This is a genomic window from Cyanobium sp. Cruz-8D1 (assembly GCF_024345975.1).
Taxonomy (GTDB): Bacteria; Cyanobacteriota; Cyanobacteriia; order PCC-6307; family Cyanobiaceae; genus Cyanobium.
Window position 1 is genome coordinate 24,861 of record NZ_JAGQCD010000028.1, and the last position, 18,446, is coordinate 43,306.

Consider the following 18,446-nt stretch of genomic DNA (forward strand, 5'->3'; position numbering starts at 1 on the left):
ACTACCTATCATTGAAATGTAGAAGTCGGCCGATCGGCGTTGCGTCGACTCAGGCGCTGGCACCGGCCAGTTCCGGCAGAGGGGGGGTGATCGACTGCTTGCGGATCACCACCTGCTTGTCGTCATCGACGTCCACCAGACAGGCATCGCCATCGCTGATCCGGCCGGAGAGGAATTCCTCCGCCAGCGAATCCTCGAGCAGACGCATCACGGCACGACGCAAGGGCCTGGCGCCGTAGCTGGGGTTGTAGCCCTCTTCGACGAGACGCTCCTTGAAGGCCTCGGTGACGGACATGCCAATCCCCTTGTCCTGCATGCGGGCGAAGACCTCCCTCAACATGATCTCAGCGATCAGCTTGACTTCGTCGCGGGTGAGCTGACGGAAGACAATGATTTCGTCGAGGCGGTTGAGGAACTCAGGGCGGAAGTACTGCTTGAGCTCTTCGTTGACGAGGGAGCGGATGCGGTTGTACTGGGTTTCCTCCACGTCGCCGCCGCCGAACTCGAAGCCCAGACCACCACCGCCTTTCTCGATCACTTTCGAACCGATGTTCGAGGTCATGATGATCAGGGTGTTCTTGAAGTCGACCGTCCGGCCCTTGGAGTCGGTGAGCCGCCCATCCTCAAGCAGCTGGAGCAGGAGGTTGAACACATCGGGGTGGGCCTTCTCGATCTCGTCGAACAGCACCACGGTGTAGGGACGACGGCGAACGGCTTCCGTCAGCTGGCCGCCCTCGTTGAAGCCCACGTAGCCAGGAGGCGAACCGATCAGCTTGCTGACGGTGTGGCGCTCCATGAATTCGCTCATGTCCAGGCGGATCATGGCGTCTTCGCTGCCGAAGAAGTAAGCCGCCAGGGCCTTGGTGAGTTCCGTCTTACCGACGCCGGTGGGGCCGGAGAAGATGAAACTGGCGATCGGTCGGTTGGGGTTCTTGAGGCCAACGCGGGCCCGGCGGATGGCCCGGGACACGGCCTTGACGGCCTCGTCCTGGCCGATGAGGCGCTGGTGGAGGGTCTCCTCCATGTTGAGCAGCTTCACCGACTCGCTCTCGGTGAGCTTCTGCACCGGCACCCCGGTCCAGGAAGCGACGATCTGGGCGATGTCCTCCTCGGTGACCAAAGGAGCGCGGCTTTCATCGGTGCCGCCGCCATCATCGGGGGGAGCGACTCCGGAGAAGGAGGAACCTCCCGTTTCGGCAGGGACAGGGGAACTGGCGGGTTCGTCGTCGCGGCGGGCCTGGAGGATCGAGCGAATCTGGTCGCGCAATTCAACTTCCTTGTCGCGCAGTTCACCGGCCTTGCTGAAGTCCTGCTGGCGGACGGCGTCCTCCTTCTCCTTCTGCACGCCGCGCAACTGCTTGTCGACCTCCTTGGCCGCCGGAGGCAGCTTGGAGTTGAGCAGCCGCACGCGGCTGCCTGCCTCATCGATCAGGTCGATGGCCTTGTCGGGCAGGAAGCGGTCGCTGATATAGCGGTCGCCCAGGGTGGCGGCGGCGACCAGGGCCTCGTCGCTGATCTTGAGGCGGTGGTGCTGCTCATAGCGCTCCCGCAGCCCCTTGAGGATCTCGATCGTGTCGATCACCGAGGGCTCGCCGACCATCACCGGCTGGAAGCGGCGCTCGAGGGCCGCATCGCGCTCGATGTGTTTGCGGTACTCGTCGAGGGTGGTGGCGCCGATGCATTGCAGCTCACCGCGGGCCAGGGCGGGCTTGAGGATGTTGGCGGCATCGATGGCGCCTTCGGCGGCGCCAGCACCGATCAGGGTGTGCACCTCGTCGATCACCAGAATCACGTTCCCGGCGGAGCGGATCTCCTCCATGATCTTCTTGAGGCGCTCCTCAAACTCACCGCGGTATTTGGTGCCGGCCACCAGCAGGCCGATGTCGAGGGTGAGAACCCGTTTGTCCTCCAGGATGTCGGGGATCTCGCCCTGGGTGATGCGCTGGGCCAGACCTTCGGCGATGGCGGTCTTGCCGACGCCGGGTTCGCCGATCAACACGGGGTTGTTCTTGGTGCGGCGACCCAGGATCTGGATCACCCGGTCGATCTCGTTGTGGCGGCCAACGACCGGATCAAGCTTGGCCTCGGCGGCCAGCTGGGTGAGGTTGCTGCCGAACTCATCGAGGGTGGGGGTCTTGGTGGATCCCTTGCCCGAACTGCCGGAGGCCACTTCGGCCGTTTCGCCCAGCATGCGGATCACCTGGGTGCGGACCTTGGCCAGGTCGACGCCGAGGTTCTCGAGCACACGGGCTGCCACCCCCTCACCCTCACGGATGAGACCGAGCAGGAGGTGCTCAGTGCCGATGTAGTTATGGCCGAGCTGGCGGGCTTCCTCGAGGGACAACTCCAGTACCCGTTTGGCTCGCGGCGTGAAGGGGATCTCGACGGCAACGAAGCCGGAACCCCTGCCGATGATCTTCTCGACCTCGACCCGGGCGTCTTTGAGGTTGACCCCCATCGACTTGAGAACCTTGGCGGCGACACCGGTGCCCTCGCCGATCAGGCCCAGCAGGATCTGCTCGGTGCCGACGAAGTTGTGGCCGAGGCGGCGGGCCTCTTCCTGGGCCAGCATGATCACCTTGATGGCCTTCTCGGTAAACCGCTCGAACATGGGGCGGGACCTGATGCAAGTGCACCCAACCTATCAGGGTTGAAGGGCTCAGTGGGAGGCCGAGAGCACTCTTTAGCGAAACGCTTGTGCCGCAAGCGCTCAGGGGAAGCTGAAAACAATCAACATGCAGAGAATGATCGGATGTAGGTATAGATATCTACGGTTATCCGCACCCTTTCACCTCTTCAGGTTGACCCATTGGATCAGGGCATCCTCGCCATTGCGGTAGTAACCATGACGGATGCCGGCGGTACGGAACCCCAGGGCCCCATAGAGCCCCTTCCCGGGCCCGTTCCCGGCCGCCACCTCCAGGGTGGCCCGGGTGGCGCCGCTGCGCAGCCCGGCCTGCATCAGCGCCTCCAGGATCCTGCGCCCCAGTCCCCGACGGCGGTGGCTAGGGGCCACCGCCACCAGGGTGATGTGGAGCTCGTCGACCACCAGCCAGCCGCAGGCCATGGCCAGCAGGTCCGGCCCCTGGGCCAGGCCGAGACCCGGCCGTGCCTCCTCCTCCAGTTCCCGCTGCCACTGGGCCAGGCTCCAGATCCCACCCAGGGCGGCCCGATCCAGCTCCAGGCAGGCGCCCGCGTGGCTTGGGGCCAGCTGGATCAGCGTCGGGGACGGCAGCGATGACGGGGACGGCACAGCCGGTGCGCACGGAGATCCTTACGATCAGACATCTTGATCTCTTCCCTGGGCAGGCCGTCATGGTGACCAGCGCATCTCCGGCGACCGATTCGGTCGCGCCTGCCGCCGGGGAGGCTGCAGCGCCGTTCGAGCAAGGACGCGATCGCCTCAGCCCCAACCGCAACCTGGCCCCGCTCACCGCCCAGCTCGACGGCCTCGGCCGACTGGAGGTGGGGGGGATGGCGCTGGGCGATCTGGCCCAGACCTATGGCACCCCGCTCTACGTGCTCGACGAGGAGACCCTGCGGGCCACCTGCCGGGCCTACCGGCAGGCGCTGGCCGCCCATTACCCGGGCGAAGCCCTGGCCCTCTATGCCTCCAAGGCCAACAGCTCCCTGGCGATCACGGCGCTGGTGGCCTCCGAGGGGCTGGGCCTCGATGCGGTCTCGGCCGGCGAACTGCTCACGGCCCTTCAAGGCGGTATGCCGGCGGAGCGCATCGTCTTCCACGGCAACAACAAGTCGGCCGAGGAGCTCCAGCTCGCCATCGACCGGGGCGTCACCGTGGTGCTCGACAACTGGAATGACATTGACCTGCTCTCCGCCCTGGCGGCCGGGCGGAGCCAGCCGCTGCGGCTGCTGGTGCGATTCACACCGGGCATTGAGTGCCACACCCACGAGTACATCCGCACCGGCCACCTCGACAGCAAGTTCGGCTTCGACCCCGACCAGCTGGAGTCGGTGCTGCGTCACCTGGCCGGCTGCCCCTGGGCCCGGGTGGATGGCCTGCATGCCCACATCGGCTCCCAGATCTTCGAACTGGAGCCCCACCGCGATCTGGCTGCGGTGATGGCGGAGGCCCTGGTCGTGGCCCGCTCCCTGGGCCACCCCTGCGGCGATCTCAATGTCGGCGGCGGCCTCGGCATCCGTTACGTGGGCTCGGATGATCCCCCGAGCATCCAGGAGTGGGTGCGGGTGGTGGCGGGGGCCGTGGCGGAAGCCTGCAGCCAGCGCCAGTTGGAGCTGCCACGGCTGCTGTGCGAACCCGGCCGCTCCCTGGTGGCCACGGCCGGCCTGACCCTCTACACGGTGGGCAGCCGCAAGGACATCCCGGGCCTGCGCACCTACGTGTCGGTGGATGGCGGCATGAGCGACAACCCCCGACCGATCACCTACCAATCCCTTTACACGGCCGTGCTGGCCGACCGCCCCCTGGCCGAGGGCAGCGACGTGGTGACCGTGGCCGGCAAGCACTGCGAGTCCGGCGACGTGCTGCTGCACGACGTCCGGCTTCCCGTCACTGCGCCGGGAGACGTGCTCGCCGTGTTCGCCACCGGGGCCTACAACGCGGCGATGGGCTCGAACTACAACCGCATCCCCCGGCCGGCGGCGGTGCTCGTCCACAACGGTGTGGCGGATGTGGTGCAGCGGCGGGAACAGCCGGAAGACCTACTGCGCTACGACGTTCTGCCGCACCGACTCCTGCCGGTATCCTGACAGCGTCAGGCGGCTTTCCGTTGAACCGGCCTGCCCATCTGTTGTGTTGTGATCTGGCTGCGGCTCATCGATTTCCGCCTGCTGCTCGATCTTCTGTTCGCCTCCCTGCTCGGGCTGCTTCTGCTCGGGCGGGTCACGGAAGAGCGCACCCTTTGGCTGCTGCGGGGCTATCTGTTCCTGGTGGCGCTGGCCTGGTTCGTGCAGCGCTACGCCAACCTGCCGCTCACCAGCAGCCTGGTGGACGCCCTGGTGCTGGCTTGCAGCCTCGCCCTGGCGATCCTGTGGCAGGGGGAATTGCGGCGCCTGATGGAGCTGCTGGGCACCGGGCGCCTCGGGGTGCTGTTCGCTGATCGCAGCCGTGATCAGCTGGCGTCGGGGTCGGTGAACCTGCTCACCGAAGCCGCCGGCCGCCTCTCCCAGGCCCGTTGTGGGGCCTTGATCGTGCTCGACCTGGGCAGCGATCTGCGCCCCGAAGACTTCCTCAACCCCGGCATCCGCATCGACGCCCACCTCTCCGTCGACCTGATCCTCAACCTGTTCGCCGTCGATACCCCGCTCCACGACGGCGCCATGCTGATCCAGAAAAACCGCATCGTGGCGGCCGGTGTGATCCTGCCCCTCTCCCGCCAGGGGCTGAACCGCTACGGCACCCGCCACCTGGCCGCCATGGGGCTGACCGAGCGCCACGACGGCTGTTTCTGCATCGTTGTCTCCGAGGAAACGGGCACCCTGTCGCTGGCGTCCCAGGGCCGGCTGGAGCGGCCGATCACCAGTAGCCGGCTCCACGACCTGCTCAGCGAGGCCCTGGCCTCCGCGCCCACGGGGCGTAGCGTGGCTGCGGACCTGCCGGAACATCGCGGATGAGTCGCGCCCTGGCGACCACTCCATCGTCCGATCCCGACCAGCTGCCCGCCCAGCTGGATCCGGCTCGGCTGCCCCGTCACGTGGCGGTGATCATGGACGGCAACGGCCGTTGGGCCCGCCAGCGCGGTCTGCCCAGGGCCATGGGTCACAGGGCCGGGGTGGAGACGCTCAAGCGCACCCTGCGCCACTGCAGCGACTGGGGCATCGGCGCCCTCACGGCCTATGCGTTCTCCACCGAGAACTGGACCCGACCCGGCGAGGAGGTGGCCTTCCTGATGGCCCTGTTTGAGCGGGTGCTCGCCCGGGAGCTGGAGGCGCTTGAACGCCAGCAGGTGCGCATCCGCTTCCTGGGCGATCTGGAGCCCCTGCCGGAGGGCCTCAAGGAGTTGATCAGCGACGCCACCGAACGCACCGCCGCCAACAGCGGCATCCATTTCAACGTCTGCACCAACTACGGCGGCCGCAGCGAACTGGTGCGGGCGGCCCGCCGTCTCGCCGAGCAGGCCGCCCGGGGCGACCTCGATCCGACCAGCATCAACGAGGACCTGTTCGCCTCAGAGCTGTTCACGGCCGGCGATGCCGACCCCGACCTGCTGATCCGCACCAGCGGCGAGCAGCGCATCAGCAACTTCCTGCTCTGGCAGCTGGCCTACGCGGAGCTGCATATCACCGAGGTGCTCTGGCCCGACTTCGACACCGGGGCCCTGCTGGCGGCGCTGCTCGATTATCAGGGGCGCCAGCGCCGCTTCGGTGGCGTCCAGAGTGGCGTCCAGAACGGTGTGGAGAACGCCCCATGACCCTGCGCCACGACTGGTCCCGCCAGGAGATCCAGGCCCTGCTCGAGCTGCCCCTGATGGATCTGCTGTGGCAGGCCCAGGGCGTCCACCGCAACGCCAACCCCGGCTACCACGTGCAGCTGGCCTCGCTGCTGAGCGTCAAGACGGGAGGCTGCGAGGAGGACTGCGCCTACTGCCCCCAGTCGATGCACCACCCCAGCGACGTGGGCGGACGACCGCAGCTGGCGGTGGCAGCGGTGCTGGAGCGCGCCCGCCAGGCCCGGGACGCCGGAGCCCATCGCTTCTGCATGGGCTGGGCCTGGCGGGAGATCCGCGATGGGGCGCCGTTCGAGGCGATGCTCGCCATGGTGCGGGGCGTGCGGGAGCTGGGTCTGGAGGCCTGTGTCACGGCCGGCATGCTCACAGGCGACCAGGCGGCCCGGCTGGCGGAGGCGGGGCTCACCGCCTACAACCACAACCTCGACACCAGCCCCGAGCACTACGGCCGGATCATCTCCACCCGCACCTACCAGGAGCGCCTCGACACCCTGCAGCGGGTGCGGGGCGCCGGCATCGATCTCTGCTGTGGCGGCATCATCGGCATGGGCGAGACCCAGGACGACCGGGCCGGGCTGCTGCAGGTGCTGGCCTGCCTGGATCCCCACCCCGAGAGCGTGCCGATCAACGCCCTGGTGGCGGTGGAGGGCACCCCACTGGAGCAGCGGCCAACGGTCGACCCCCTGGAACTGTTGCGGATGGTGGCCACCGCCCGCATCCTCATGCCCCACAGCCGGGTGCGGCTCAGTGCGGGGCGTGAACAGCTGGGGCGCGAGGCCCAGATCCTCTGTCTGCTGGCGGGCGCCGATTCGATCTTCTACGGCGACACCCTGCTCACCACCTCCAACCCCGCGTTGGCCAGCGACCAGGAGCTGCTGCGGGCCGCCGGGGTCAAGGTGGTGCAGCTCGAGGGCCAGCCGCTCGCCGCCGCCGCCGGCCGCTGAGGGTGCAGGTCGCCGCGTTCTACCGGTTCGTCCCCCTGGCCAGTGAGGAACTGCCCGATTGGCAAACCAGGCTGCTGGCGCTGGGGAGCGAGACCGGTCTGCTGGGCACCATCCTGCTGGCCAGCGAGGGCATCAACGGCACGGTCGCTGGATCGGCCTCCAGCGTGGCCGCGCTGCTGGAGCTGCTGCAGGCCGACCCGCGCCTGGCAAACCTGGAAGTGAAGCGCAGCGAGGCCGAGGGGCGGGTGTTCCACCGCTTCAAGGTGCGCCTCAAGGCGGAGATCGTGACCATGGCCGAGCCCTCGGCGCAACCGTCGCTGGGCACGGGGGTTCCGGTTCCCCCCGAGCACTGGAACGCCCTGCTGGGCGATCCCGGCACCCTGACCATCGACACCCGCAACCACTACGAGGTGGCCCTGGGCAGCTTTGAAGGCGCCATCGACCCAGGCACCGACAACTTCAGCGATTTTCCCGCCTGGGTGGAGCAGCGGCTCAGGCCGCTGCTGGCCGAGACGCACCCCCAGCGGCTGGCCCTGTTCTGCACCGGCGGCATCCGCTGCGAGAAAGCCACCGCCTACCTGCTGGCCCAGGGGTTCGAAAACGTGCTGCAGCTGCAGGGCGGCATCCTCAACTACCTCGAGCGGGTGCCGGAAACCGAGAGCCGCTGGCAGGGGGAGTGCTATGTGTTCGATCAGCGGGTGGCCCTGAACCACCAGCTGCGGCCGGGGAGTTACCACGTGTGCCACGCCTGCGGCCTGCCCCTGGCCCCTGCCGACCTGGAGCTGGAGAGCTACGTGGCGGGGGTGAGCTGCCGCCACTGCATCCATCGGTTCACAGCCGCCGACCGGGAGCGCTTCGCCGAGCGCCAGCGGCAGATGCGGCGGGCCGAGGCCTGCGGCGAGCCCCACATCGGCCGGGCGATGCCCCCCACCGGCGGTTGAGCGGATGGCGGCCAACCTGCCGATCCTGTACAGCTTTCGCCGCTGCCCCTACGCGATCCGGGCGCGGCTGGCCCTGGCGGCGGCGGGGCTGGAGCCGGGGCTGGATCTGGAGCTGCGGGAGGTGCACCTGGGCCGCAAGCCGCCTGAGCTGCTCGCAGCTTCCGCCAAAGCCACCGTGCCGGTGCTGGTGCTGCCAGCCGAAGCCGGAAGTGCGGCTGGGGGAGGCGAGTGTGTGTGGCCCGAAAGCCTGGCGGTGATGGCCTGGGCCCTGGTGTTGCACGATCCGGACAACCTGCGCCGCAGCGGCGACAGCGCCGCCGCCGCCGGCGAGCGGGCCAGGATCGCCGCCCTGATCGAGCAGAACGATGGGGTGTTCAAGCACCATCTGGATCGCTTCAAGTACGCCCATCGCCACCCCGGCGACGACCCGGAGTTGCATCGCGGCGCCGCGCTGGAGATCCTGCGGGGCTGGAGCGCCGCCCTGGAGCCCGGCGGCTGGCTGGTGGGGGAGCGGCCGTCCCTGGCCGATGTGGCCGTGCTGCCCTTCGTGCGCCAGTTCCGGCTGGCCGATGTGGAGGGCTTTGATCGGCGGAACGACCTGGCTCCGCTCCAGGACTGGCTGCAACGTTTCCTGCAGGGGCCGGAACTGGCGGCGGTGATGGCCGGGTCCTGGGCGCCGCGGCGAGCCTGGCGCTCCCGCCGCTGGATCTACCACCTGGCCCTGGCGGGCGAATGGCGCCAGGGCCAGACCGCAGGGGTGTACGAACGCTCGACCCGCGGCCAATCCCTGCAGGACGTGGGCTTCATCCATGCCAGCGGAGCCGAACAGGTGGAGGCCACCTATCGGCGCTTCTATGCCGATGCGGGGGAGGTGCTGCTGCTGACCATCGACCCCGATCGCCTGACGGCACCACTGCGCTGGGAGCCGGCTCCGGACACGGGCGAATGCTTCCCCCATATCCACGGTCCGTTGCGGCTGGAGGCGGTACTCGCGGCCGAGCCATGCTGAGCCTGGCCGAAATGGAGGAGCGGGCCAGGGGCCACGGACTGCTGTTGCGGCTGCAGGTCCGAAGGCTGGCGGGGGTGCGGGGGCTGAGGGTGGCGGTGGCCCGGCCGCGGGCGGAGCAGCCACCGCTGCTGCTGGGGGAGCTCAAGGGCTGGTGCCTGCCCCTGGCCGATGGCCTGCGTCTCGACACGCTGCGGGTGCAGGGGGAGCGCAGCGAAGCCGTGGGGCCGCTGATCTGGGCGGCCACCTTTGCCTGGGCCCTGGAGGCCACCCCCTGCAGCTCGGCCCGGTTGCTGGCGATCCGCGACGGGGAACGCCAGCACCAGCGCCTGCGGCGCTACTTCCGGCGGCTCGGCTTCACGCCCCTGAGGGAGCTGGGCGGCGGCCCGCTGGATCTGGCCCCCCGGCTGCTCTGGGGTGGGGCAGGTTTGCTGATGCAGGGCGACTGCAACGAAGGCCTGCGTCGCAGCCAGCGGTGGCTGGGGTGCATCCGCTGACAGCACCGGTGCAGCCCCGCTGAACCGCAGATACCGCCACCCTGACCGTCAACAATCAGTCGGGCAGCAATCTTTCCTACGTCGTCGGGCCGGGCTTCGCCGTTCAGCCGCTCCCACCCGCTCAGAGCAACGCGCTCTCCCAAGGTCAGAACAACATGGCCATGGACAACAGGCCTTCTGGGCGCCGAATGTTCCCCAGGCTGGATCCCAAGCAGACCTATCCGGCCTTTGGCTTCGACTTCTCCATCAACACCGCATGGAACGCCATGAATGGCGGTTTAGGGGCACATGTGGCCCAACCCAGGGAGTAACAGTTATTTCGCCCAACACTGGAATGTGTGGGACTGCGGATCTACGAATGCCGATCCAAGTGCGGACAAGCCAAGCCCAAACTTCTCCTTTGCAGCGAATGCTTACACGGCCACGCTCCGCTCGCTTCTTCAAGGAGACACCGACGGCAATGACAAGAGTGACTTTGAAGTGATGCTGAGGGATCCAGTCCTATTTTCGCCGTCCAATCTCATCCTTTGATGAACGAACGCTCGCCAGAACGATCCGGGAGCGCACCGTTGCGGTTGCGGCGGCAGCGCTCCGAGCAATACCGCACCTCCTCCCAGACATCCTTCCACTTTTTGCGCCACTGGAACGGTCGTCCGCAGACCGGGCAGATCTTGGTGGGGCGGTCAACGTGATGGGGCATCCGGTGACGAAGCAGAACCGCCAGCTTGACAAAACCGAAGGCGTTGCCGTGGCACGACCCACCTACTCTTTTGTCAGCCATCCATCCCCGTCGACGTGCCTGACGCCTGCTTTTATCAGATCGGCCGCGATGGCCCGGCGCAGCGCGTTGCATCGGCCGTGGCGGCTGTCGCCGCCACCGAAGTGGATGGCTTTGCCTGGTTGCATTACCGCCAGGCCACCAAGGAAGACCTGACAGAGCTTGTTGGGCTGCTCGGCCTGCACGCCCTATCGATCGAAGATTGTTTTGATGATAATCAGATTCCCAAGATCGACGATTTCCCCGACAACACCTTCATTCTCTTCAACACGTTTCAATACGATCATGGCGTCCTGGACGTCGGTGAGATCAACCTGTTCCTCGGCAAGCGATTTCTGATCAGCATCAGTCATGTTGATTCCAGCCATCACTCCTACCTCGACGGGGTCGAGCAGATTGTAGCGAGGGGCATCGAAGAGACCCGCCAAGGCCCGTCTCACCTCATGCATCTGATCCTTGACCACGTCGTCGATCAGAAGTTTGTGGCCATTGAGGCGCTGGAAGATGAGCTGGATCGTGTGGAAGGAGCCCTGATTGCCGATCCCGCGAGTTTCAAGCCGGCTGAACTGATCCGGTTTCGACGCTACCTGTTGCGGCTGCGCAAGAGCCTGTTTCACGAACGCGAGATCCTCAGCAAGATCTGCCGGCGGGATTATCCACTGATCTCAGAACAGACGATCTATCACTACCGCGACATCTATGACCATCTGGTTCGATTTTATGAGGTCACCGAGTCGTACCGGGACATCGTGACCAGCCTGATGGAGATGTATCTGTCGATGCTCAACAACCAAATGGCCAAAGCAGCCAACGAAACCAATGCCACCGTAAGGCGCTTGACGCTGATCACAACGATCTTCATGCCGCTGACATTGCTGGCGGGCATTGGCGGCATGTCCGAGTGGACGATGATCACCGGCCCCAGAAACTGGCGTGTGTCCTATCCGGCCTTCATGCTCGCCATGGTGGTGATCGGCTTTGTCAGTTATGTGTTTCTCAACCGCCTGGACCGGAAGCGAACCGGTGCGTCGCGAACCCGTTCCCGTTGACCTTCGCCCACGACCCCATCGCGCACCACATAGATCCTCTGCAGGCGGGGCAGGATCTTCTCGTCGTGGGTGACCACGATCACGCTCGTGCCCATCTGGCCGGCGAGCCGCTCCAGCAGATCCATCACCGCCATCGCCCGAGGGCTGTCGAGGGGGGCGGTGGGCTCATCCGCCAGCAGGATCGGCGGCCGGTTGATCAGGGCCCTGGCGATCGCTACCCGCTGCTGTTCCCCACCGGAGAGCCGGTTGGGCATGGCGTCGGCGCGGTGGGCCACATCGAGATCGGCCAGCAGCTGGTCGGCAGCGGCGCGGGCCTCCTGATTGGAACGGCCCAGCAGCATCGCCAGCAGGGCGACGTTGTCTCGCACCGAGAGGAAGGGCAGCAGGTAAGGCGACTGGAAGATGAAGCCGATCTGCTCCCGCCGCAGGCGGGTGAGGTCGGGATGCAGCCAATGATCCCCGTCGAACACAAGCTGCCCTCCCAGTTCCATGTGCCCCCCGGAGGGCGTCAGCACGGCCCCGAGGCACTTGAGCAGGGTGCTCTTCCCCGATCCCGAAGGGCCCACCAGCCCCACCACCTCCCCGGGCTCCACCCGCATCTGCACATCCCGCAGGGCGGTGACGGCGGCGCTGCCGCTGCCGAAGGTCTTGCGCAGACCGCTGACAACGATACCGGCGGGTCGCTCTGGCTGTGGAGGCGGTGGCGCGCTGCTGATCACTGGATCGCCTCCGCCGGATCCACCCCCAGGGCCGCCTTTACCCCCACCAGGCTGGCCAGGCTGCTGCTGGCCAGGGCCACCACGGCCGCGGCAATCAGGTCACGGCGCTGCAGCACCACGTGGCGGGGAAAGCGCGGCGCCATCACGGTGGCAAGAGACGTTCCCAGCACGAAGGCGAACAGGCCGAGCGCCACCGCCTGCTGCACGATCATCCAGGCGATCAGGCGGCTGGGCATGCCGATCAGCTTGAGCACGGCGATCTCGCGCAGCTTCCCCTGGGTCAGGGTGAAGACGATGAAGCCGATCATGGTGGTGGTGACCAGCGTGAGGATCACCAGAAACAGGCCGATCTGGCGGGCAGAGGCCTCGATCAACTTGCCCACCATCGCCGCCTGCATCGCCGGGCGGGTGTAGGCCGTGAGCCCCAGCCAGCGTTCGATCTCCGCTGCCACCAGCTCCGGCCGGGCGGTGGGTTCAAGCTGCACCAGCACCGCATTGGTGAGCGCCTGACGCTCGACGGGTCGATCGCGGCGTCGACGCTGGCGGGCGATCGCCTCATTGCCGGGCAGGAACTGGAGATCCTGGCCATCACGGAAGGGCACGAACAGCATCGGGTCGCCGGTGGGGGACACCATGCGGGTGGTGAGACCGACCACGGTGAAACGCTTGCGACGGATCGGCACCACCTCCCCCAGCTGCAGTCCCGTACCGGGGTCGGCCAGCAGCTCATCGCGGTCGCGCAGCAGCGACCGACCCGCCACCAGCCCGGGCGGTTGGCCCAGGCCACCGGGCACCCCGACCTCCACGCCAGCCACCAACACCCGCAGGCTGCGGCCGGGGCGCTGGATCAGCAGGGTCTGGAAGCTGCCGTTGATGGCCCGTCGCACCCCCGGCAACTGGCGGATGCTGCGATGGAGATCGTCGTCGATCCGCGAGGCCTCGGCGAAGGGGCCGAGGGTGTGCTGCTCCACCACCCAGAGGTCGGCGCCGCTGCCCCCGATCAGGACCTCGGCATCCTCCACCATGCCGCGATAGACCCCGGCCATCGACACCGTCACACCCACCAGCAGCCCCAGCCCGCAGCCGGTGATCAGCAACTTGCCCCAGTTGTGGCGGCTGTCCGGCCAGGCCAGGTTGATCACGGTGTCGCCTCCTGCCTGCTGGTGGTCTGCAGCCGATAGCGCCGCAGGCCGGCAGGATCGGCGGGGGGCTGCAGCAGCAGCCTCGCCCCCGGCTCCAGGCCACCCAGCACTTCCACCCGGCCTTCAGCGTCGTGGCGGCCGAGGCGCAGGGGGGCAAACACCAGGCCGCCATCGCCGGCCAGCCAGACCCCCAGATCATCCCTGCGACGCCGCAGGCTCTGGGCCGGAATCGCCAGGGCATCGTTGGCGGCCGGCAGCGCGACGCGCACTTCGGCCAGCTCCCCCAGCGAGACTGTCAGCCCCGCGGCCGCCAGGGCCCCGGGCATCAGACGCACTTTGGCACGCATGTCTTCGGTCAGGCTGTCGGCGGTGGGTTCGATGCGTTCGACCACCCCGGCCACCCGTTGGCCCTGCAGGCGGCGGAATTCCACCGTTGCCGGCTGCCCTGGAGCCAGACCGGTGGCCTGGCGCTGATCAAAGCGGACATCGATCCAGAACTGGCCAGGGTCGGCGATCTCGAGCACCACCTGACCAGGCACCACGGTGCTGCCGGGATCCACCAGACGGCGCAACACCAGGCCATCGGCCGGTGCCACCAGGCGCAGGCTCTGGCGCTGGGCCTCCAGGGCCGCCAGGTCCGCCGCCGCCTGCCGTTCCGCCGAGCGGGCCGCCTGGTGCAGGGCCGCGGTGGTGGCCACGCCCGCCCTGGCCTGGGCCAGGCTCTGGCGTCGCTCCAGGAGGGCGTCGTCACTGACGGCGCCCTGGGCGGCGAGCCGTTCGAAGCGAGCCGTGTTGCTGGCCACATAGGTGAGGGTGGCCTGCGTCTGGCGCCACTGGGCGGCGGCGGCGGCGCTCTGCTGGCGGCTGGCCTGCAAGACCGCCCGGGCGGCTGACAGCCGTTGCGGCAGATCGACTGGATCCAGCAGACCGAGCAGCTGCCCCTGCTGCACCCGGTCGCCGGTGCCCACCGCCAGGGAGAGCAGACGGGCCGAAACCACACTGCTGAGCTGGTGGGTGCGGCGTGCCTCCACCCGGCCGATGCCCACCAGGCCCGGTTGCATCGGCAAGCGCTCGGGCCGGGCCACCTCCAGAACCTCCGGGGCCAGGGGCCCGACCCGCTGGCTGAGCGCCACCACCAGCAGTGCAGCGCCGGCCAGGGCCAGCCACCAGGGACGGCGGTGCCGCGTTGCGGGGCGTTGGGACGTCATGGGCCCTCGACCAAGCCTGGAAGCAGCAGCGGCAGGACGGCATCAAGCTGGCGCGGCAGCGGCGTCAGATCCCCGGCCAGGAGTCCCTGCAACACGAGGCCCTGGAGCTGGGCCAGCAGGACATTGGCCAGCAGCTCGGGGTCCGGTAGCGGCTTCAGCCGCTGGGCCAGCAGGGCACGGAAGCGAGCCAGGAAGCGTTCCACCACCGCCCGAGTCTGGCTGGGAGTTGGGTTCTGCAGCTCATGTAGCAACAGACGCGCCACGCCCGGCCGCTCACTCACCAACGCGGCATGGCTGCGCAACAACGCCGCCACCAGGGAGCAGGACGGGCCGTTCTCCTTAGGCCAGCATTGGTTCAGCGCCTCGATCCGCTGCCAGCTGAGGCTGGTGATGTGCTCCAGCGCCACTTGCCAGAGGGCCTCCTTGGTAGGGAAATGGCGAAACAGGGCGGGCTGGGTCACCCCCATCCGCTCGGCGATCTCGGCGGTGCGAATGCTGCTGGGCGCCCGCTCCCAGGCCAGCGCCAGCAGGGACTCAATGGCCTGCTGGCGGCGCTGGTCGGCAGGAGCGGCAACGGCACGGGGCAAGTAAGTGAGTGCTAACTCACTCTGTTCTACACGACCCGGCGGCCGTGGCCAGCACAAAATAGATGTGGCGAGTTCCTTGCATCGGCCTGCCACCTCCCATGGTCCACCCTGCTGCCATCGACGGCCTGGACGCCACGGCCGCGCGACGACGCCTGTGGCTCGCTGCGCTGCACCAGCTGGCCCTGGCCGACGGCGATTTCTCCCCCGCTGAGGAACGGCTACTGGCGGAGCAGCTGTCCCTGGACCTCCCCGGCCTGGGCCTTGACGACCTGCGCCATCCCGGCGACGGGGCCCTGATCCACCGCTTCGGGGTCGGTACGCCCACCGCGGAGGAGTTCCTGCGCTCCGCTGTGCTGGTGGCCCTGGCCGATGGCCATCTCAGCGCGATCGAATGCGAATGGCTGCAGCACTGGAGTGAGCTGCTTCAGGTCGGTCAGACCTTGATCGAAGACCTGCTCAAGATCCCGACGAGCCGCGACGGCAGCAGCGACGTCCGCTGCGACACCCATCAGCACCCTGGGCGCCTCGATGCTGTCCGGCACTGGATGGATGGCCTCGATCCTTCCGATCCGGAGGTGGCCCGTTTCCTGGTGCGGCTGATCCCCGCCCAGTGTCCCTTCGAGCGCGACGTCAAGCTGTTCGGCTGGAAACTGGTGCACATCCCGCCGATGTGCAAGATCAACCCGCTCTACGAACAACTGATGGCACTGCGATTCCGCTGCCTTTGCCGCTTGGAGGAAGGCGGGGACGCGCCGTCCTTGCAGTCGTACTCCAACTCGGACCGGAAAGGTCAGGCCGGCGCCCTGCTTCGACATCGGACAACAGCTGGCTGAAATAGGCCTGGGAACAGGCCAGTGAATCTGGTGGGTGAATCTGCTCCTGGGGCTGGGTGGCAGCCTCCTCAGGGGTGAAGCCACGCAGCTCAAGAATGGAAGGACTGATGTAGCTGATAGCACCATTGGGCTCCATGGTCCAGATCAAATCACGGGCATTCTCCGCCAGCAATCGATAACGCTCCTCGCTTTGCCGTAGCTGTGTTTCGGTTTCGACCATGGCATCAACAATCAGGAAATGGCCAACGCAATCCTCAAGGCAACCAGAGGAATTGTAGAATGGACTGGCGTGGGTTTCCGTCCAGTGAACCGTGCCATCGCTGGCCAGGATCTAATCACGGGCAATGTTGGTCTCTGACTTTGAATGAAGTTCCTGAAGTGCCCGGTGTCAACTACGTAGGGCTTGCTGAAATTTCCCAAGTCACGCCAGGTCGTTCTGCAGCTCTTACAGTATGAGCGTCGGCATGAGGGACGACTAGAACTTCAGATGGCGACTAATTGCAGGCAAGACGCTTCACATGCCGCTCTCTAGTGGTCATACTGGCGAACATCATGTAAACACACACAAACAAAGCAAATAAAAGGCGCAGTAGCCTTAGGATTTTCTCTGCATTCATCACAAATAGTGCCATCCCGATCACGGATCTGGATGTCTCAACCAACTTGGTCATGATCAGATCTAGGCCATACTTGCGCTTGCTTGTGCCGATCCGTCCTTCGATCACGGATCTTTTTCTCAGGTCGGACTTGAACAGATCCTGCTGCTCAGGTGATTCCGTAGGACTGGCCACGCGCTTGCTTCTCCCCCTGCCACTGAGCCGGATATGATGCTCGGTGCAATACCTCTTGTTTTCAGCTGTGATGTAAATAGCATCTGCACATACACGCTCTGGGAAATAGCCTCGTTCTTGCTTGTACTGCTCAACTCGCCGAATCAGGTCATTTGCTTCATTATAATTGTCCCAGCTAATGCGATCCAGATCGACAAACCCATTGTCATCTGAGATTGATATCTTGGCTCCAAACTCGGTCTTCTTGCCCGCCTTGCCCCTGACGATGGGACGCACGTGCGGTTTGGCTAGGTTAACGATCCTGTTGGCAGTGCGGCAGCTATCAGCATCGTACATTTCCTGCTGCTGACGGTACACTTCGCTGCTGACAAGCAGCTTGCGATACAGATGGCTGCCAAGCTCAAGAAGCACTGCGCCAGAATGGATCAGGGTGTCTATTGCAGCTAAGTTGCGCCTGATCTCATTGAGTTGGAACCTCTTGGCTTCGCGAATCTCAGGCTTCCTGGGCCTTTTCTTCTTGATGATCGCGAGGAATAGATTCCTTGCCTTATCACGATTGCAGCGGGGCTTCCGATTTACTTTGTCGGACACCTGCTTGAAAAGGACATCAATGACCAGTTCCGTGGTTTCACGGGCTTCGTTGAGTAACCTTAGATCCACCGGATAGGGAATATCATCAGGAACACAGGTGGCATCAAGCATCAGCGTGCCCCAGTTTTTGCTGGGGTCATGCGAAAAGGGGGGCTCACCCAGCTCTGACTCGATGGCCGCGAGTTCCTTGTTTTCGCCCTCAGTGCATTCTTCTTCTGGAAGCGACGATAGAAGCTGTTTGACCAACGCGATACCACTCGCCTTTGTCATGTCATTGCAGATCTTGATTAGATCAGGGCCAATCCGTTTCCGGAAGTGCACCATCATCGAGGCGTCGAACGGGTGCGTGAACTGATAGCCACTCAGACCGATGAAGAATTGCAGATAGGGTGATTCCGTAATCAGCTCAACAGTCTCCCGATCCGTTACGCCAAGCCGCTGCTGGATATACAACGCACCAAAGGCCATCCGGAATGGCTTGGCCGGTGCACCAGTAGTGGCGCTGAATAATGGTGCGTAGCGGCTTTCCAGAGGATCCCAAGGGATGATGCTGGCCAGCGCAACTCAGCGATTGTTCGGATCCAGCTTGCCGCCAAAGGGGGCATGAAACTCCTCAATGGATAGCTGGCCGTTGTGCTGAAAGACGTACATTTACAGGTCAGCGAATTCTTCTAGCCCACAAATGGCTGATGTGCGCGCATTCTAGCGTGAGACTCTGACTGGAACCAGCTGCGCTGCAGTTGATCTGGGTTCCTCAGCAAGCCCTACGTAGGTGGGTCGCGTCAATTACGTAGGCGGGTTACCCCAGGGCCGACTGAAAGTCTTGTTAATCCCTTTCCAGCGTCTGGATCCCGCTCCAGCCGAGCATCCTGTTGATGTCGTGGGCCACGGCCATCAATCCAGCTCTGATGGAGCGGAAGCCATTGGTCCGC

Annotated in this window: 17 protein-coding genes and 1 pseudogene; 9 read left to right on the top strand and 9 right to left on the bottom strand. The window is 65.9% G+C overall.

Annotation, left to right across the window (positions count from 1 at the left end; genetic code table 11):
• Positions 1–49: 49 nt before the first annotated feature.
• Together KBZ33_RS15310 and KBZ33_RS15315 are read right to left on the bottom strand one after the other, a co-directional pair.
• On the bottom strand, positions 50–2,611 hold the full coding sequence (locus KBZ33_RS15310) for an ATP-dependent Clp protease ATP-binding subunit (protein ID WP_254954395.1): 2,562 nt from the start codon (positions 2,609–2,611) through the stop codon (positions 50–52).
• Positions 2,612–2,788: 177 nt separating this feature from the next.
• Positions 2,789–3,253, bottom strand: a complete 465-nt coding sequence (locus KBZ33_RS15315; protein ID WP_254954396.1) for a GNAT family N-acetyltransferase — start codon at positions 3,251–3,253, stop codon at positions 2,789–2,791.
• 62 nt (positions 3,254–3,315) lie between these two features.
• Between KBZ33_RS15315 and lysA the strand changes: the two genes are divergently transcribed.
• From lysA to KBZ33_RS15350, 7 genes are read left to right on the top strand one after another with little or no spacing between them, the layout of a single operon-like run.
• Positions 3,316–4,731 carry a diaminopimelate decarboxylase gene (gene lysA / locus KBZ33_RS15320; protein WP_254954397.1) on the top strand — a complete coding sequence of 472 codons (1,416 nt, stop codon included), beginning with the start codon at positions 3,316–3,318 and terminating at the stop codon, positions 4,729–4,731.
• A gap of 48 nt (positions 4,732–4,779) precedes the next feature.
• Complete coding sequence (gene cdaA, locus KBZ33_RS15325; protein WP_254954398.1) at positions 4,780–5,595, top strand: diadenylate cyclase CdaA; 816 nt, start codon at positions 4,780–4,782, stop codon at positions 5,593–5,595.
• The gene (locus KBZ33_RS15330) at positions 5,592–6,392 is read left to right on the top strand and encodes an isoprenyl transferase (protein WP_254954399.1); all 801 of its coding nucleotides are present in this window, start codon (positions 5,592–5,594) and stop codon (positions 6,390–6,392) included. The genes cdaA and KBZ33_RS15330 overlap by 4 nt, the downstream gene beginning before the upstream one ends.
• Positions 6,389–7,372: a biotin synthase BioB gene (gene bioB / locus KBZ33_RS15335; protein ID WP_254954400.1), complete on the top strand. Its 984-nt coding sequence runs from the start codon at positions 6,389–6,391 to the stop codon at positions 7,370–7,372. Before KBZ33_RS15330 ends, bioB begins: the two co-directional genes overlap by 4 nt.
• Positions 7,369–8,313, top strand: coding sequence for a rhodanese-related sulfurtransferase (locus KBZ33_RS15340; protein WP_254954412.1), 945 nt, complete (start codon positions 7,369–7,371; stop codon positions 8,311–8,313). The genes bioB and KBZ33_RS15340 overlap by 4 nt, the downstream gene beginning before the upstream one ends.
• 4 nt (positions 8,314–8,317) lie before the next feature.
• Positions 8,318–9,322 carry a DUF952 domain-containing protein gene (locus KBZ33_RS15345; RefSeq protein WP_254954401.1) on the top strand — a complete coding sequence of 335 codons (1,005 nt, stop codon included), beginning with the start codon at positions 8,318–8,320 and terminating at the stop codon, positions 9,320–9,322.
• Complete coding sequence (locus tag KBZ33_RS15350; protein ID WP_254954402.1) at positions 9,316–9,816, top strand: hypothetical protein; 501 nt, start codon at positions 9,316–9,318, stop codon at positions 9,814–9,816. Before KBZ33_RS15345 ends, KBZ33_RS15350 begins: the two co-directional genes overlap by 7 nt.
• Before the next feature lie 520 nt (positions 9,817–10,336).
• On the opposite strand, the gene KBZ33_RS15355 is transcribed toward KBZ33_RS15350, so the two are convergent.
• Entirely contained in the window at positions 10,337–10,516 is a 180-nt protein-coding gene (locus KBZ33_RS15355; RefSeq protein ID WP_254954403.1) for a DUF2256 domain-containing protein, read from the bottom strand.
• 95 nt (positions 10,517–10,611) lie between these two features.
• Here KBZ33_RS15355 and KBZ33_RS15360 point away from each other — a divergent pair, with 95 nt between their 5' ends.
• Positions 10,612–11,643: a magnesium transporter CorA family protein gene (locus tag KBZ33_RS15360; protein ID WP_254954404.1), complete on the top strand. Its 1,032-nt coding sequence runs from the start codon at positions 10,612–10,614 to the stop codon at positions 11,641–11,643.
• Here the strand turns inward: KBZ33_RS15360 and KBZ33_RS15365 are convergent.
• The 4 genes from KBZ33_RS15365 to KBZ33_RS15380 are packed head-to-tail and all read right to left on the bottom strand — an operon-like array spanning position 11,580 to position 15,299.
• Complete coding sequence (locus KBZ33_RS15365) at positions 11,580–12,362, bottom strand: ABC transporter ATP-binding protein (protein ID WP_254954405.1); 783 nt, start codon at positions 12,360–12,362, stop codon at positions 11,580–11,582. The genes KBZ33_RS15360 and KBZ33_RS15365 overlap by 64 nt on opposite strands.
• Positions 12,359–13,504, bottom strand: coding sequence for an ABC transporter permease (locus KBZ33_RS15370; protein ID WP_254954406.1), 1,146 nt, complete (start codon positions 13,502–13,504; stop codon positions 12,359–12,361). The genes KBZ33_RS15365 and KBZ33_RS15370 overlap by 4 nt, the downstream gene beginning before the upstream one ends.
• Entirely contained in the window at positions 13,501–14,712 is a 1,212-nt protein-coding gene (locus KBZ33_RS15375; RefSeq protein WP_254954407.1) for an efflux RND transporter periplasmic adaptor subunit, read from the bottom strand. Before KBZ33_RS15375 ends, KBZ33_RS15370 begins: the two co-directional genes overlap by 4 nt.
• Positions 14,709–15,299, bottom strand: a complete 591-nt coding sequence (locus KBZ33_RS15380; protein ID WP_254954408.1) for a TetR/AcrR family transcriptional regulator — start codon at positions 15,297–15,299, stop codon at positions 14,709–14,711. The genes KBZ33_RS15375 and KBZ33_RS15380 overlap by 4 nt, the downstream gene beginning before the upstream one ends.
• A gap of 98 nt (positions 15,300–15,397) precedes the next feature.
• Between KBZ33_RS15380 and KBZ33_RS15385 the strand changes: the two genes are divergently transcribed.
• Positions 15,398–16,132, top strand: coding sequence for a Mo-dependent nitrogenase C-terminal domain-containing protein (locus KBZ33_RS15385; RefSeq protein WP_254954409.1), 735 nt, complete (start codon positions 15,398–15,400; stop codon positions 16,130–16,132).
• 25 nt (positions 16,133–16,157) lie between these two features.
• On the opposite strand, the pseudogene KBZ33_RS21875 reads toward KBZ33_RS15385, so the two are convergent.
• Positions 16,158–16,352: pseudogene (locus tag KBZ33_RS21875) on the bottom strand (PAS domain S-box protein); the annotation flags it as partial.
• A gap of 274 nt (positions 16,353–16,626) precedes the next feature.
• Positions 16,627–18,072: an IS5 family transposase gene (locus tag KBZ33_RS15390; protein WP_261362481.1), complete on the bottom strand. Its 1,446-nt coding sequence runs from the start codon at positions 18,070–18,072 to the stop codon at positions 16,627–16,629.
• Between the last annotated feature and the right edge of the window lie 374 nt (positions 18,073–18,446).

What these genes read in the sequence shown, in the direction of transcription:
- KBZ33_RS15310 (WP_254954395.1), bottom strand. Translation starts at nt 2,611, where the DNA reads ATGTTCGAGCGGTTTACCGAGAAGGCCATCAAGGTGATCATGCTGGCC.
- lysA (WP_254954397.1), top strand. Translation starts at nt 3,316, where the DNA reads ATGGTGACCAGCGCATCTCCGGCGACCGATTCGGTCGCGCCTGCCGCC.
- KBZ33_RS15330 (WP_254954399.1), top strand. Translation starts at nt 5,592, where the DNA reads ATGAGTCGCGCCCTGGCGACCACTCCATCGTCCGATCCCGACCAGCTG.
- bioB (WP_254954400.1), top strand. Translation starts at nt 6,389, where the DNA reads ATGACCCTGCGCCACGACTGGTCCCGCCAGGAGATCCAGGCCCTGCTC.
- KBZ33_RS15345 (WP_254954401.1), top strand. Translation starts at nt 8,318, where the DNA reads ATGGCGGCCAACCTGCCGATCCTGTACAGCTTTCGCCGCTGCCCCTAC.
- KBZ33_RS15350 (WP_254954402.1), top strand. Translation starts at nt 9,316, where the DNA reads ATGCTGAGCCTGGCCGAAATGGAGGAGCGGGCCAGGGGCCACGGACTG.
- KBZ33_RS15355 (WP_254954403.1), bottom strand. Translation starts at nt 10,516, where the DNA reads ATGCCCCATCACGTTGACCGCCCCACCAAGATCTGCCCGGTCTGCGGA.
- KBZ33_RS15375 (WP_254954407.1), bottom strand. Translation starts at nt 14,712, where the DNA reads ATGACGTCCCAACGCCCCGCAACGCGGCACCGCCGTCCCTGGTGGCTG.
- KBZ33_RS15385 (WP_254954409.1), top strand. Translation starts at nt 15,398, where the DNA reads ATGGTCCACCCTGCTGCCATCGACGGCCTGGACGCCACGGCCGCGCGA.